The sequence below is a fragment of the Actinomadura decatromicini genome, from assembly GCF_008121305.1.
Classification (GTDB): Bacteria; Actinomycetota; Actinomycetes; order Streptosporangiales; family Streptosporangiaceae; genus Spirillospora; species Spirillospora syzygii.
The window spans coordinates 715,108-730,388 of the sequence record NZ_VSRQ01000004.1; the positions used below are offsets into that span (position 1 = coordinate 715,108).

Genomic DNA, 15,281 nt, shown 5'->3' on the forward strand with positions numbered 1-15,281 from the left:
CGGAGACCCTCGCGCCCCGCTCAGCGGTGGGCGGCGGTGTGCTCGGCCCTGTCCGGCCGCTTGCTGGCGGCGGGCTCGGGCTCGCGCGGGGCCGCGCAGCTCGCGTCCGGGCCCGGCCTGCTCGCGGGCACGCGGCCGTCGGCGAGGTAGGCGGCGACCGCGCCGTCGACGCACTTGTCGCCGGACAGCGAGACGCCGTGATTGCGCCCTCCGGCCTGCGCGACCAGCCGCGACGACGGGAACGCGCGGTGCGTTTCGAGCGCGCCCGGGTAGGGGGTGGCCGCGTCCTCGGTCGCCTGGACGAGCAGGAGCGGCGGCAGCGCGGCGGTCCCGCCGACGCGGGGCGGCGGGCCGCCGGTCCCCGGCCAGAACGCGCAGGGCGCGTTGTACCAGGTGTTGCTCCAGGTCTCGAAGCGGTAGCCCTCCCGGTAGAGGCGGGCGCTGTCGGCGTGCCAGCGGCCCCAGTCGCGCGGCCAGGCCGCGTCCCGGCACTGGACGGCGTTGTAGACCGCGTAGTTGTTCTGGTCGAGCTTGCCCGGCGGCTGCCACGCCTTGCGCAGCGGCCCGGCGTCGTGCCGGACGGCGAGGGCCGACAGCGCCTTGGCGTGCGCGTCCCAGGCGTAGTCGCCGTAGCCGTCGGCGAGGAACACGTCGTCCAGTTCGGACGGGCCGATCTTCCCCCCGATGGGGTCTTTCCTGAGCGCCTGGCGCGCCTTCGCGTACGCGGCGGCGACCTGCCGCTCCGTGGCGCCCAGCCGGTAGACCCTGTCGTGGCGGGCGATCCAGGTGAAGTAGGCGCGGATCCGCTTCTCGAACGCGACGTTCTGGTCGAGGTTGTCCTGGTACCAGACCCCGCTCGGACGGACGACGCTGTCGAGCACCATGCGGCGGACCCGTCCGGGGAACATCGTCGCGTACACCGCGCCCAGGTAGCTGCCGTAGGAGTAGCCGAAGTAGTTGAGCTTCTCCTGGTCGAGGGCCTGGCGGATCTGGTCCATGTCGCGTGCCCAGTCGGCCGTGCCCATGTGCGGGAGGATCCTGCCGTACTTGCGGGCGCAGTCGTTCGCGTACGCCTTGGCACGGTCGGTCCAGGCGCGCTCTTCGGCGGCGTCAGCCGGAATGGTGTCGGCGCGGGCGCGGCCTGGATCCTGATAGGCCGGGTCGCAGATCAGGGACGGTTCGCTTGCCCCGACACCCCGCGGGTCGAAGCCGATCCAGTCGTAGGACGCGGCGACCCCCTTCGGGAGCGAGGACCTGAAGAAGGCGGCGAGGTCGCGTCCGTGCGCGCCGGGGCCGCCCCTGTTCAGCAGGACGACTCCCTGGGAGCGGGACGCGGTGTGCCGTGCGCGGGTCAGTTCGAGCGTGACCTGCTCGCCGCGCGGCCGCGCGTAGTCGAGCGGGACCCGCACCGACGCGCACTGGAGGCCCTTGAGCCGTCCGCCCTCGACCGGGTCCTTGACGGGGCACGCCCGCCAGGCCGGCCCGGCGGGCCGCGGCTCGGGGCCGGAACGCGGCGCGGCGGTGGCCGGCGCCCCGAGGGCCGCGGCTCCGAGCGTGATCACGGCGGCGGCCGTCCCGGCGGCGGCCCTCTTCCCAGCGTCGTTCAGCACACCCGCTTTCTACCGGGGGGACGGCCTCCGGCCGGTGCATCCCCGGGATCACGCGATTCCCGTCCGAACCGGGATGTGTCACACGATCGCGCGGCGTGCCCGCCCGCCCCGGAGGACGGGCGCGCACGCCGCGGTCACGGTTCGGGTGCTACGGGCGTCCGACCGGGAGGTCCTTGCCCGCGCGGGCTCCGGCGGCCTTCGCCCGCATGGCCGTCGGGTCCGGGTCGTTCAGCTCCGGGACGGCCTTGCAGTAGGCGTCCGGGCCCCGGTGGCTGCGCGGCAGCGCACCCGTGTCCAGGTACGCGGCGACCTTGTCGTCCAGGCAGGCGTTGCCGTTGAGCGTGTTGGCGTGCGTCTTGCCGCCGAGCTCGAACACCAGGCGCGAGGACGGGAAGACCTTGTGCATCTCGAGTCCGCCCACGACCGGCGTCGCCGCGTCCTGCGTGGACTGCACGAGCAGCAGCCCCGGCAGGCTCTTGCTGCCCTGCAGCTTGAACTTCGGACCGCCGTTGAACGGCCAGAACGCGATGGGCGCGTTGTACCAGACGTTGCTCCAGGTGTTGAACCGGTAGCCCTGCTTGTAGAGCTTCGCGGCGTCGTTGTGCCACTTGCTCCAACTGCGCGGCCACTTGGCGTCCGCCGCCTGGACGGCGTTGTAAACGGCGAAGTCGTTGTCCTCCCCGCCGGTGTTGAGCCAGTCGAGGAGGCCCGAGGCGTCCTTGCCGTTGACCCACGCCGACAGCGCCTGGGCGAACGGGATGTAGTAGCCGGTGTTGTAGCCAGCGGTCAGGACGATGTCGTCCAGCTCGTCCGGGCCGATCTTCCCGGCGATGGGGGCCTTCTTCGCCGCGGCGCGCGTCGCGTAGTACTTGGCCTCGACCGCCTTCTCGGTCTTGCCGAGGTGGTACAGCGAGTCCCACTTGGCGATCCACGCCCACCAGGACTTCATGTTCTTCTCGAACGCCTTGTCCTGTTCGAGCTGGGAGTCGTACCAGACCGTCTTGGGGTTGACGTTGCCGTCCAGGACCATCCGGTCGACGCGCTTGGGGAAGAGCGTGGCGTAGGTGGCGCCGAAGTACGTCCCGTAGGAGAAGCCGTACCAGCTGATCTTCTGCTGGCCGAGGGCGGCGCGGATCGTGTCGATGTCGCGCGCGGCGTCGGTGGTGCGCATGTGCGGCAGCAGCCAGCCGAACTTGGCGGCGCAGTCCTTGGCGTACTTCGCCGACCTGGCGATCCAGGCCGCCTCCTCCTTCTTCGAGGAGGGGACGTAGTCCGGCCTGACCGGGTTGAAGTAGTTCGGGTCGCAGGTCAGCGCGGGCTTGCTGGAGCCGACGCCGCGGGGGTCGAAGCCGATGATGTCGTACTTGGCGGCGACGTCGGCGTGCCCGGTCCCGGCGATCCAGCGGGCGAGCGCGGGCGCGTACGGCAGGCCGGACCCGCCGGGGCCGCCCGGGTTCACGAACAGGACGCCCTTGTAGTTCTTGTCGTCGGTGTGCTTGAACCGCGACACCGCGATGGAGATCTTGCGGCCGCCGGGGCGGGAGTAGTCGAGGGGGACCTCGACCTGGGCGCACTGCGCCTGGTTCATCGGGTCGTCCGGCCCGCTGACCTCGCACTTGCCCCAGTCGATCCCGGTGGCCGCGACCGGCGCGGCGCCGGCCCGGCCGGTGTCGGCGTTCGCGGCGACGGCGGCTCCGGTGCCGCCCGCCGCGACGGCCGCCGCGGCCGTGACGAGAAGAATCCTTTTCACCTGACCCCCTCAGATCGGCGGCTCGGGCCCCGGTCGGAGGGCCGGAGGGGAGAGCCACGCCGATGCATAGCGGATGCGGATTGCGTGGAGATTGTGACGGTCCAGCCGGTTGCGACGGCAGTGCCGGGAAGGAGTGGATGCGGAATCGTGACAAGATCAGCGGAACTTCGTGACGCGGCCGGGCGTCCGCCCCCCGGCGCGACCCGCCCGCCGCGTGTGCTGCGGCGGGCGGGTGCGGGGCGTCGGCCCGTGGACCGGCGCGGTCTTGCGTGCCCTACTCGGTTCCGTGTCTCACGTCCCTCGGGGGGACGTCAGCGGATGACGTCCGCCTCGATCCGGGCGGCCGCACCGGCGCCCGTGAGGCTCTTCGCGTTCGCCGCCGCCGGCGGGGTCGGGTCGCCGAGCTGCGGGACGTGGACCGTCCGCGCGCTCGGGCGCTCGCCGCGCAGGAAGTAGGCGTCGAAGTAGGCGTCCACCGCCGCCGAGCCGCGGTGCACGATGCAGTGCGTGCGGTCGCCGTCCTGGACGACGAGGCGCGAGCCCTTGAGGCGGCGCTGCATGTCGAGGGCGCCCGCGTACGGCGTGGCGGCGTCCTCGGTCGACTGGAACATCAGAATGTTGTTCGGCAGGTCCCGGGTGTGCCCGATGTCGACCGGCTTGCCGGCCTTGGCGCCCCAGAACAGGCACGGCGCGTTGAACCAGGCGTTCGCCCAGGTCTCGAACGGGTGCTTGCGCTGGATGCGGTCGTTGTCCCGCTGCCACTTCTTCCAGCTCAGCGGCCACTGGACGTCGGTGCACTGCACGGCGAGGTAGACGGCGTTGCTGTTGTCGTCCGACCCGCCGGTGGTCTGCGCGCCGAAGGTCTGCACGAACGTCGCGACGTCGCCCTTCGCGAGCGCCGACAGCCCGGACGCGTACCCGTGCCAGACGGCCTGGCTGCGCCGGTATCCCGCGTTGAGGATCACGTCGGTCAGCTCGTCCGGCCCGACGGCGAGGGTCTGCCCGCTGTCGGGGTCGGTGTAGCGGAGCGGCTTCTTCTTGAGCGCGGCGCGCAGGCCGTAGAAGAAGGCGCGGACGTCGCTCTGCTTCTTGCCCAGGTGGTACACCGAGTCGTACTTGGCGATCCAGCCGAGGTAGTACTCGAAGTTCTTGTCGAACTGGATGTCCTGGTTGAGGTTGGCGTCGTACCAGGCGTCCGACGGGCCGACGTTGCCGTCCAGCACCATCTTGTCGACCTTCTTCGGGTACACCGTGGCGTACGCCGAGCCGAGGTAGGTGCCGTAGGACGCGCCGTAGTAGTCGAGCTTGTCGTTGCCGAGCGCACGCCGGATCGACTCGATGTCCCTGACCGAGTCGATGGTCTTGATGTGGTTCAGCAGCCCGATCTTGTCGTTCTTCGCGCAGTTCTCGGCGTAGCCCTTGGTCAGCTTCAGCCAGGTGCGGACGGACGCGCGGTCACCGGTGCCGTAGTCGGGGCGCGGGGCGTTCGAGTAGTTCTTGTCGCAGGTGAGCGCCGGGACGCTCATGCCGACGCCGCGCGGGTCGAACCCGATGACGTTGTACGCCTCGCGCATGGGAGCGGAGTTCTGCGCGAACACCCGGGGCCCGAAGAGCGCGCCGCCGCCGCCCGGGCCGCCGGGGTTGACCACGATGTCGCCCTTGGCCTTGCCCTTGCCGGTGTGCGGCGTCCTGGTGAGCTGGAGCGTGATCTTCTTGCCGCCCGGCTTGGCGTAGTCCAGCGGCACCGACAGCTCGGCGCACTGCACGATCTTCGAGACCGGGTAGATCACGTCGTACAGGTCGTGCACCTGCTTGACGAAGTCCGCCGGACAGGCGTGCCACTTCGCAGCGGCGGGTTCGAAGCCTCCGGCCGATCCGGTGGAGGGGCCCGCGGCCTGCGCGCTTGTGGCGCCCAGCCCGGTGAGACCGAGCCCGGCCACCGCGGCCATGACAACGATCCTCTTCACAAATCCCCCTAAACGTGCCGACTCCGTTTGAGTCAGACATACGGGTAAATGAGTGAAGATTGTGGCGTCCTGCGCTGGAAGCCCGACAGGGCCCCCCATGAGTGGATGCCGAATCGTGACAAGATCAGCGGAACTTCGTGATCAGCGCGGACGTTCCGGATCCGGGGTCGTGCGGCGCGTAGATTCAGCGGCCCGGAGCAGAGGGTCCGGACACGCCGAAAAGGGCCCCGGGGTGATGTCACCCGGAGCCCTCGTATCAGCTCTCGCGTCGGCTCTCGGCCGCCCGTCCGGCGGCCGCCGGTCAGCTCACGACCACCTCGGCGCCCGGCCCGGAGACGGCGCCGTCCTCACCGATCTCGACGCCCATCTCGTCGGCGATGCGCATGGCCTCCTCGATCAGGGTCTCCACGATCTGCGCCTCCGGGACGGTCTTGACGACCTGCCCCTTCACGAAGATCTGCCCCTTGCCGTTCCCGGACGCGACGCCGAGGTCGGCCTCGCGCGCCTCGCCCGGCCCGTTCACGACGCAGCCCATCACCGCGACGCGCAGCGGGACGGGGAAGTCCTTCAGCCCGGCGGTGACGCGCTCGGCCAGCGTGTAGACGTCGACCTGCGCGCGCCCGCAGGACGGGCACGACACGATCTCCAGCCCGCGCTGCCGCAGCCCGAGCGACTCCAGGATCGCGGTGCCGACCTTGACCTCCTCGACGGGAGGCGCGGAAAGGGACACCCGGATCGTGTCGCCGATGCCCTCGGCGAGCAGCGCGCCGAACGCGACCGCGGACTTGATCGTCCCCTGGAAGGCGGGGCCCGCCTCGGTCACGCCGAGGTGCAGCGGGTAGTCGCAGGCCGCCGCGAGCCGCCGGTAGGCCTCGATCATCACGACCGGGTCGTTGTGCTTGACCGAGATCTTGATGTCGCGGAAGCCGTGCTCCTCGAACAGCGAGCACTCCCAGAGCGCCGACTCGACCAGCGCCTCCGGCGTGGCCCTGCCGTGCTTCTCCAGCAGCCGCTTGTCGAGCGACCCGGCGTTCACCCCGATCCGGATCGGGACGCCGGCGTCGGTCGCCGCGCGGGCGATCTCGCCGACCTTGTCGTCGAACTTCTTGATGTTGCCCGGGTTCACCCGGACGGCGGCGCACCCCGCGTCGATCGCCGCGAAGACGTACTTGGGCTGGAAGTGGATGTCGGCGATCACGGGGATCGGCGACTTGCGGGCGATCGCGGGCAGCGCGTCGGCGTCGTCCTGGGACGGCACCGCCACCCGCACGATCTGGCAGCCCGCCGCGGTCAGCTCCGCGATCTGCTGCAGCGTGGCGTTCACGTCGGCGGTCAGCGTGGTCGTCATCGACTGCACCGACACCGGCGCGTCGCCCCCGACGGGCACGTTCCCGACCATGATCTGCCGGGACCTGCGACGGGGAGTGGCGAGCCCCGGCGCCCCCTGACCATCGCCCTCGCCGCGGATGTTCGGCATTCCCAGTGAAACGCTCATCCCTCTCCTCTTACTCAGGGCCCCGTACAAGCCTAAGCGTCGTCCGCGGCCGGGGAGACGGCGCCCCGCGCCCGGCCACGTGACCATTCAACTACTCTAGGTCAACATTTTGTGTCATTCCGGTACGTGGAGGGGATTGACGAGATCAGCGAGGATCAGCAGCACCCCGAGCCCCACGAGCAGCACCACCGCGAGATAAGTCAGTGGCAGCAGCCTCGTCATGTCCACCGTGCCCGGATCCGGACGTCCGCGGATCCGGTTCACCGCCGCCCGCGCCCGCTCGTACCCGACGACCGCGAGATGGCCGCCGTCCAGGGGCAGCAGGGGGAGGACGTTCAGCGCCCCGAGGAAGATGTTCACCGAGACGACCAGCGACAGATACAGGGCGGCCTTGTCGCGGGCCGACGTCTCGGACGCGAAGATCTGGCCCGACACGTCCGTCGCGCCGACCACGCTGCCGACCTGCCCGCCGGGCGTGCTCTCCCGCTCCGGCGAGAACAGCTTCGGGATCGCGGACGGCAGGTCCGCCGCGACCTCCCCGATGCCCGCGACGGTGCGGCCGATGCCGCGGCCGGCGAACACGGCGGCGCCGATCGGGCCGGTCCGGTCGTAGCCCGCGCCGACGACCTTCGCGGACATGCCGACGAACGCCGCGCCGTCCACGTCCGCGAGCGTGACGGGCAGCGTCACCGGGCGCGCCTCCCCCGGACGCTGCACGACGACCGGCACCGTCTGCCCCGGCTTCGCCCTGCCGATCGCCTTGGTCAGGTCATGCCAGTCGGAGACGGGCGTGCCGTTGAACGACACGACGCGGTCGCCCGCCCGCAGCCCCGCCCGCGCGGCCGGGGACGGCGGGCGCCCCGCCGCGCACTCGGCCCGCAGCCCGGACGGCACGCACCGGGTCACCTCGTCAACGGTGCTCGTCACGGTGCCGGGGTCGCGCACGCCGATCGTCATCGCCATGACCATGAGCAGGAGGAACGCGAACGCGAAGTTGGCGACGACGCCCGCCCCGATCACGACCGCGCGGCGCCCGGCGGGCTGCCGGTAGAACGCGCGGGGACGGTCCTCCGGCTCGACCTCCTCCAGCGGCGTGTAGCCCACGATCTTGACGAACCCGCCGAGCGGGACCGCCTTCACGCCGTACTCGGTCTCGCCCCGGCGCGCCGACCACAGCGTCGGCCCGAAGCCGACGAAGTACTGCGTGGCCTTCATCCCGAACCGCTTCGCGGTGAGCAGGTGCCCGCCCTCGTGCAGCATCACCGACACCAGGAGCGCGACGACGAACGCCGCCGCGCCGAGGAAGAAGGCCATCCGGGTCCCCTTGGCGTCGTCCGGAGGCGGTCCCCCGGTGTGTCAGTCGGTTCCGGCCAGTTCCCTGGCCCTGCCGCGGGCCCACCCGTCGGCCGCGAGGACGCCGTCCAGCGTCGGCTCCCCGGACCGGTCCCGACCGTGCTCGCGTTCGTGCTCGTCCATCACGCGCTCGATCGTGTCGACGATCCCGAGGAACGGGAGACGGCCCGCGCGGAACGCGTCCACACATTCCTCATTGGCGGCGTTGTAAACGGCGGGGAACGTCCGCCCCAGCTCACCGGCCCGGCGGGCGAGCGCGACGGCGGGGAACGCCTCGTCGTCGAGCGGGAACAGCTCCCAGGTGTGCGCCCGCGTCCAGTCGACGCCGGGCGCGGCGTCCGGGACGCGGTGCGGCCAGTCGACGCCGAGCGCGATCGGCAGCCGCATGTCGGGCGGGCTCGCCTGCGCCAGCGTGGACCCGTCGGTGAACTCCACCATCGAGTGGATCATCGACTGGGGGTGCACCATGACCTCGATCCGGTCCATCGGGACGTCGAACAGCAGGTGCGCCTCGATGACCTCCAGCCCCTTGTTGACCAGGGTCGCGGAGTTGATCGTGATGACGGGGCCCATGTCCCAGGTGGGGTGGTTCATCGCCTGCTCGGGCGTGACGTCCGCCAGCTCGGCGCGGCTCCGCCCCCGGAACGGTCCGCCGCTCGCGGTGAGGACGAGCCGCCGCACCTCGTCCGGGCGCCCGCCGCGCAGGCACTGCGCCAGCGCCGAGTGCTCGGAGTCGACCGGGACGATCTGCCCCGGCCGCGCCCGCTCCTTGACCAGCGGCCCGCCGACGATCAGCGACTCCTTGTTGGCGAGCGCGAGCGTGCGGCCGGCGTCCAGCGCGGCGAGCGTGGACGCGAGCCCGAGCGCTCCCGTCACCCCGTTCAGCACCACGTCGCAGGGCCAGGCGGCGGTCTCGGCCACCGCGTCCGGGCCCGCGACGATCTTGGGGATGGCGAAGTCGCCGGACGCGTACCCGCGCCGCTTGGCCTCGGCGTAGAAGGCGAGCTGGAGCTCCTGCGCGGCGGACGCCTTGGCGACGGCGACGACCTCGGGCCGGAACTCCAGCGCCTGCTCGGCGAGCAGGCCGACCCGCCCGCCGCCCGCCGCGAGGCCGGTCACCCGGAACCTGCCGGGGTTGCGGCGGACGACGTCCAGCGCCTGCGTGCCGATCGAACCGGTGGAGCCGAGGACGACCAGCTCGCGGGCCGCCCCGTCGGGGCTTGAGGGAGACATCACCGGACCATTGTCGGACATCGCCGCGCGCGGGGCGCGTCCCGCCGCGACTCATCCGGCCGCATCCTCGCCGGGGTCGGGCGGGGCGAGCGGCAGCCGCAGCACGAGCCGCGCCCCCCGCGCGGCGTCCCCGGCGTAGAGGCGGCCGCCGTGCGCGACGGCGACCTGCCGCGCGATCGCGAGGCCGAGGCCGCTGCCGCCGTCCGCGCGGCTGCGCGCGGCGTCCAGCCGGGCGAAGCGCTCGAACACCCGGTCGCGGTCGGCGGGCGGGATGCCGGGGCCGTCGTCGCGCACCTCCGCGACCGCCTCCCCCGGCTCGGCCCGCACCTCGACCTCGATCCTCGTGGCGGCGTGCCGCTCGGCGTTGGCCAGCAGGTTCTGCAGGACGCGGCGGAGCCGCGCCCGGTTCGCGTCCACGAGCACGCCCGGCTCGGCCTTCACCGACAGCGGGACGCGCGGCGCGCGGCGGCGGGTCTCGTCCTCGACGAGCGCGCCGAGGTCGAGGCGGTCGCGGGGCGCGCGCTCCCCCGAGTCCAGCCGGGCGAGGACGAGGAGGTCGTCGACGATCTGGTGCAGCCGGTCCACGTCCCCGAGCGCGCCGCGCAGGGTGTCGACGAGCTCGGCGTCGTCCGGGACGGCGAGGGCCAGCTCGATGCGGGTCCGCAGCCCGGCGAGGGGCGTGCGGATCTCGTGCGAGGCGTCCGCGATGAACGCGCGCCGCTCCAGCGCCTCGTTCTCCAGGCGGCCGAGCAGGCAGTTGACCCGGCCGGCGAGGCGCTCGACCTCGTCCCCGCTGGCCGGCACCGCGACCCGGCGGGCGAGGTCGGCGCCGCGCAGCCGGTCGAGGTCGGCGTCGAGCCGCTCCACCGGCCCGAGCGCCCACCCGACCGCGCGCCGGACGCCCCACACCGCGAGGCCCGCCGCGACGGCGCACAGCAGGGCCGTCACGGTGAGCAGGACGCCGGTGCGGCGGACGTCCGCGAGCAGGTAGAGCGCGCCGGCCGCCACGACCACCGCGCCCGCCAGCGGGGGCGCGGTCGCGGCGAGCGCGCGCGGCGTCACGCGCGCCCGCGCCGAACCGGGCGCGGAATCGACCGCGGAACCGGGCCCGCGCGGCCGGACGCGTGTCCCCCCATTCCGGACCGACATGCCTCCTTTGTACGCAATATCAGTCAAAGGAACGGCAAAAGATCCGACCGCTGAGCGTATCGCCATGGTCCGCGTACGCCCTGGTCAACGGGATCCTCGGCCGCGGAGGCCGCGCGCGCGGGCGCGTAGCGCGGACGATCGCGGACGGCCGCCCGACACGTAAGCCTTTGCCACCCTTTTCACGTACGGTAACAATGACAACACCCGCACCGCCCTATAAAGGAAGTCACGTGACGTCGACTCCCGCCAGGGGGATGGGGACATGGGGCAGACGGACGAGCCGACGATGGACCCGCGCGGGCTGAGCATGGCCCAGCGCCTCGGGGAAGCGTGCGTCGTCTGCCGCGGGAAATGGCCCAGGCCGCGCGTCCGCGTCGGCCGCCTGCCTGACTCGACCGCCGTGTTCGCGTGCGACGAGTGCGCGCCCGCCCCGCCGGCGCCCCGCCGCGCGCGGCGGCCGAGGGAATCGGTCACGACCGTCGGACGGCCCGCCGGAGAGCGGCCGCCGGCGAGGGCGGCGGCGCCCGCCGCCCGGACGGACACCGCTGTGCGGGACACCGTCTGGGACGACGCCGCCGCCGTGGAGGTCTCTCCAGGGAGAAGGGTGACCCGGGCGTTCGGGGGGAAGTCCGGGACCACCCGATAGGCGCGCCCGGCTGGGGGCGGCCGGGCGCGCCGGGAGAGACCCTCTCCGACGCGCGCGTCAGCGCGCTAGAGCTTCGTGGACTCGATCCACGTCTTCGTCCACTCGGCGTAGTCGGTGCAGTCGTTCTTCTTGGCCTTGGCGTCGCACGCCTTGGTGGGCGCGTGCGCGAAGACGATCTTCTCCAGGTAGTCGCGGTCGCCGACGTGGTAGGCGGCGCAGAAGCCGGGCTTGAGCCGGTCGCCCGAGCACGCCTGCGGGTTGGCGGGCGCCACGCCGGTCCACTCGGCCACCTGCTGCTGGACGTCGGGCGACGCCGTCCACTGGAGCCACTGGTACATGCAGTTCGGGTGCTGGACGCGGGCGCCGATCATCCAGGCGTCCATCCAGCCGGTGACGCCCTCGGACGGCAGCACCCCCTGGATGGGACGCGACGCGCGGTTCAGGACGTCCACCTGGTACGGCCCCGCCTGCCCCAGCACGGCCCGGCCGCCCGCGAACGCGCTGACGGCGTCGGCGGGCCGCGCCCAGTACTCCTCGACGTGCGGGCGCTGCCTGGTCAGGACGCGGCCCGCCGCGGCGAGCTGCGCGGGCGTCAGCGAGTACGGGTCGCGGATCTTGAGCTTGCGGTCGCGGGCCCTGAGGTAGAGCGCGGCCTCGGCGATGGCGAGCGGGCTGTCGCGCATGACGATCTTGCCGGAGTAGCGGCGGGCCTGGGCGGGGTCGAACAGCGCGGACCAGCCGCTCGGCGGCGGGACGGCCCGCGTGTCGTACATCAGCAGGTTGGCGCTCCACGCGTACGGGACGCCGTAGGTCTTGCCGTTCCGCCGCAGCAGGCCGCGCAGCTTCGGCTCCAGCTTCTTGTAGCCGTCGACGAGGTCGGTGTTGACGGGGGCGACCCGGTTCTCGGCGACGAGGCGCCCGGCGACCTCGGGCGGCGCGGCGACGCCGTCGTACCGGCGGTCGTCGTCGCGCATGAGGTCGGCCATATGCTCGGGTGTCTTGACGACCTTCAGCCCGACCTTGCAGCCGGTGCGCTCCTGGAACGGGGTGACCCAGTCGACGCGCGGGTCGGTGCCGCCGCTCTCGATCGAGCCGGGCAGCGCGAGGAGGTTCAGCATGCCCTCGCCGGGCCCGAGGGTGCTCGCGACCTTGGCGACGCCGACCGGCTCGTCGTCCCCGCCGCCCCCGCCGAGGCCCGCGGCGGCGAGCGCGAGGGCCACCGCGGCGGCGACCGCGACGGCCGCCCCCGCCTTGACCCGTGTCGTGGCCTTGAACCGCATCTCGCTCCCCGCTCGGCGCCAAGCGGCAGCGTAGCGTCTCCGGGACGGCGGAGCGGCGCGCACCCCGCGCGCGGGACCCGGTGTCCGGCCGGACCACCATTCGCCTCAGCCCTCGCGACTGCGGGCGCGTTTATGGCCGGTCATCGGGGATTCGGGCGCCGCCGCGCGGGAAAACGGCCATTGCCCGCCAAAGGTCACGACTTGGTCTCAGGTCGTTTAATATCGCGGAGGTAAGGTCGCCCTTTCCTTTCGGCCACCGATTATGCCCGCGATTCCGGGACGGTTTCCCGGACGGCCGTTTCGGCCGGGCGTTTCAGCAGGCCGTTTCGGCAGGCCGTTTCAGCGGGGCGTTTCGGCGGGGCGGGCGGAGAAAAGACCGCCACGGCCCCGGGGGAACGGCGGGTGCTGGCGTCCGCGCCATAACGGAGGTTGCTGGAGAGGGATATGGCGCGGGCTGCCGCCCTTCCCGGGGCCGCGGCGGCACCGGCGGACGTGGCGAGGTTGGGGAACAGCGGATCACCTTGCAGTGCTGCCTGGCCACGCGATCGCCGGCACCCGGCCGAACGGCGACGGTGTGACGCCCTCAAGACGGCGGAGGTTAGAGGGACGTCGCACGTCGGGCCGGGAGTCGCGGGGGTCGCGGGACGGCCGCGGACGGCCGTGCCGAACCGCGGGTCGTCTCGATGCCGAGTCTGTGACCACCTCGATCCGTGCGATGAGCCGCTGCGGCGTGTCGGCTTCGAGGAAGTCGCCGACGTCACGGTCCTTAGGAGGGAGCGCCCACCAGCTTCCGGTGAACGGGCCGAACCAAATGGTCCAGCCCGGAAATCGCCTTCCGAGCGCGTCCACCTCTGCCTGGTGGTCGACTCCGGTCATAGCGCGGCTCTCCTGCACGTCCCGCCCACCGGCCCCGCGGCTCCGGAGTCGGCGTTTCTGACGGCGGACCCTGACATTTAATTTGGTCCCAATTAATGGAGACAGTCAGATTGTGTCGCCCGGCACAGAGCCCGTCAATGGTTGTTGGCATTATTCGCCCGCCCGCGGCGGACGAAAATCTACGACGAAAGCCGCCGGAGGTGGGAAAGTCCCATGCGGGGCGACCTGCGCGTTCTCACCGTGCGGCGGTCGGTATTCACGCCGCGCGACCCCGTCTAGCGCACTTTGGTGTGCTTTGTCGCTTGTGGTGATGTTTAACCGTTATCTAGGCAGACGCATGTACGGCCGGTCATGCCGACCGGCCGCACATGCGCGATCACTCCGGGCGCGATCCGACTCAGCCGCTGGTCGGGAAGCCGAGGTTCACTCCCCCGTGGCTCGGGTCGAGCCAACGCGCCGTGACGGCCTTCGTCCGCGTGTAGAAGTGGACGCCCTCCATCCCGTGCGCGTGGCTGTCACCGAAGAGTGAGTCCTTCCAGCCGCCGAAGGAGTAGTAAGCCATCGGGACCGGGATCGGCACGTTGATACCCACCATCCCGACCTCCACCTCGCTCTGGAAGCGGCGCGCCGCCCCGCCGTCGTTGGTGAAGATCGCGGTGCCGTTGCCGTACGGGTTGGCCGAGATCAGCTCCATGGCCTCCGCGTACGAGCCGGACCGCACGACCGACAGCACCGGGCCGAAGATCTCGTCCTTGTAGGCGTCCATCTCCGGCGTGACGTGGTCGAGGACGCTCGGGCCGAGCCAGAAGCCGTCGCCCGCGCCGCCGAGCACGTCCGGGTCGCGCCCGTCGATCGCGAGCTCGGCGCCCTGCGCGACGCCGCTCTCCAGGTAGGACGCGACCTTGTCGCGGTGCGCCCGCGTCACGAGCGGGCCCATCTCCGCCTCGGCGTTGTCGCCGGGGCCGACCTTGAGCTTGGCGACCCGCTCGCGGATCTTGGCCGTCAGCTCGTCCCCGACCGGGTCGACGGCGACGACGACGGAGATCGCCATGCACCGCTCCCCCGCCGAGCCGAACCCGGCGGACACGGCGGCGTCCGCGGCGAGGTCGAGGTCGGCGTCCGGCAGCACGAGCATGTGGTTCTTCGCACCGCCGAGCGCCTGCACCCGCTTGCCGTTCGCCGCCGCCGTCTCGTAGATGTAGCGGGCGATCGGGGTGGAGCCGACGAAGCTGACCGCCTTGACGTCCGGGTGGCGGAGCAGGCCGTCCACCGCCGCCTTGTCGCCGTGGACGACGTTGAACACGCCGTCCGGCAGCCCCGCCTCGGCCCACAGCTCGGCGAGCCGCACCGACGCCGACGGGTCCTTCTCCGACGGCTTCAGGACGAACGTGTTCCCGCAGGCGATCGCCACCGGGAACATCCACATCGGCACCATCGCCGGGAAGTTGAACGGCGTGATCCCGGCCGCGACCCCGACCGGCTGGAGGATCGAGTAGGCGTCCACCCGGGTCGACACGTTCTCGGAGAACCCGCCCTTGAGCAGGTGCGGGATGCCGCAGGCGAACTCGACGACCTCAAGGCCGCGCGCCACCTCGCCCGCCGCGTCCGAGACGACCTTGCCGTGCTCGGACGAGATCAGCCGCGCCAGCTCGTCCCGGTGCGCCTCCACCAGCTCGCGGAACCGGAACAGGATCCGCGCGCGCTTGGACAGCGAGGTGTCCCGCCAGCCGGGGAACGCGGCCTTCGCGGCGGCGACGGCCGCGTCCACGTCCTCCCGGGCGGCGAAGTCGACCGTCCCGGCGACGCGGCCGGAGGCGGGCTCGTAGAGGTCGCCCCGCCGCGCCGCCTCCCCGTCCCACGGCTTCCCGCCGATCCAGTGGGTGACGTGCTTGCTCTCACTCATGCTTCCGCTTCCTCCTTGT

The 15,281-nt window shown here is 72.3% G+C and carries 10 protein-coding genes; 1 reads left to right on the plus strand and 9 read right to left on the minus strand.

Annotation, left to right across the window (positions count from 1 at the left end; all coding sequences use genetic code 11):
* Positions 1–20: 20 nt before the first annotated feature.
* From FXF68_RS21785 to FXF68_RS21815, 7 genes are all read right to left on the minus strand, one after another.
* On the minus strand, positions 21–1,610 hold the full coding sequence (locus FXF68_RS21785) for an alpha/beta hydrolase (protein WP_148762002.1): 1,590 nt from the start codon (positions 1,608–1,610) through the stop codon (positions 21–23).
* A 148-nt stretch (positions 1,611–1,758) separates the two neighbouring features.
* Positions 1,759–3,360, minus strand: coding sequence for an alpha/beta hydrolase (locus tag FXF68_RS21790; RefSeq protein ID WP_246178851.1), 1,602 nt, complete (start codon positions 3,358–3,360; stop codon positions 1,759–1,761).
* 311 nt (positions 3,361–3,671) lie between these two features.
* Positions 3,672–5,327 carry an alpha/beta fold hydrolase gene (locus FXF68_RS21795; RefSeq protein WP_187438031.1) on the minus strand — a complete coding sequence of 552 codons (1,656 nt, stop codon included), beginning with the start codon at positions 5,325–5,327 and terminating at the stop codon, positions 3,672–3,674.
* Positions 5,328–5,628: 301 nt separating this feature from the next.
* A complete protein-coding gene (gene ispG, locus FXF68_RS21800; RefSeq protein ID WP_425458610.1) occupies positions 5,629–6,822 on the minus strand; it encodes a flavodoxin-dependent (E)-4-hydroxy-3-methylbut-2-enyl-diphosphate synthase in 1,194 nt (397 codons plus the stop codon).
* 114 nt (positions 6,823–6,936) lie between these two features.
* On the minus strand, positions 6,937–8,136 hold the full coding sequence (locus tag FXF68_RS21805) for a M50 family metallopeptidase (protein WP_148762006.1): 1,200 nt from the start codon (positions 8,134–8,136) through the stop codon (positions 6,937–6,939).
* Positions 8,137–8,178: 42 nt separating this feature from the next.
* Positions 8,179–9,408, minus strand: coding sequence for a 1-deoxy-D-xylulose-5-phosphate reductoisomerase (dxr, locus tag FXF68_RS21810; protein WP_148762008.1), 1,230 nt, complete (start codon positions 9,406–9,408; stop codon positions 8,179–8,181).
* Between the two features lie 51 nt (positions 9,409–9,459).
* The gene (locus FXF68_RS21815) at positions 9,460–10,470 is read right to left on the minus strand and encodes a sensor histidine kinase (RefSeq protein ID WP_187438032.1); all 1,011 of its coding nucleotides are present in this window, start codon (positions 10,468–10,470) and stop codon (positions 9,460–9,462) included.
* Positions 10,471–10,819: 349 nt separating this feature from the next.
* On the opposite strand from FXF68_RS21815, the gene FXF68_RS21820 reads away from it, so the two are divergent.
* The gene (locus FXF68_RS21820) at positions 10,820–11,203 is read left to right on the plus strand and encodes a hypothetical protein (protein ID WP_148762011.1); all 384 of its coding nucleotides are present in this window, start codon (positions 10,820–10,822) and stop codon (positions 11,201–11,203) included.
* A 65-nt stretch (positions 11,204–11,268) separates the two neighbouring features.
* Here the strand turns inward: FXF68_RS21820 and FXF68_RS21825 are convergent, their stop codons facing one another.
* Together FXF68_RS21825 and FXF68_RS21835 are read right to left on the minus strand one after the other, a co-directional pair.
* A complete protein-coding gene (locus FXF68_RS21825; protein ID WP_148762013.1) occupies positions 11,269–12,483 on the minus strand; it encodes an ABC transporter substrate-binding protein in 1,215 nt (404 codons plus the stop codon).
* 1,273 nt (positions 12,484–13,756) lie between these two features.
* The gene (locus FXF68_RS21835; protein WP_148762017.1) at positions 13,757–15,262 is read right to left on the minus strand and encodes a CoA-acylating methylmalonate-semialdehyde dehydrogenase; all 1,506 of its coding nucleotides are present in this window, start codon (positions 15,260–15,262) and stop codon (positions 13,757–13,759) included.
* Positions 15,263–15,281 lie beyond the last annotated feature (19 nt).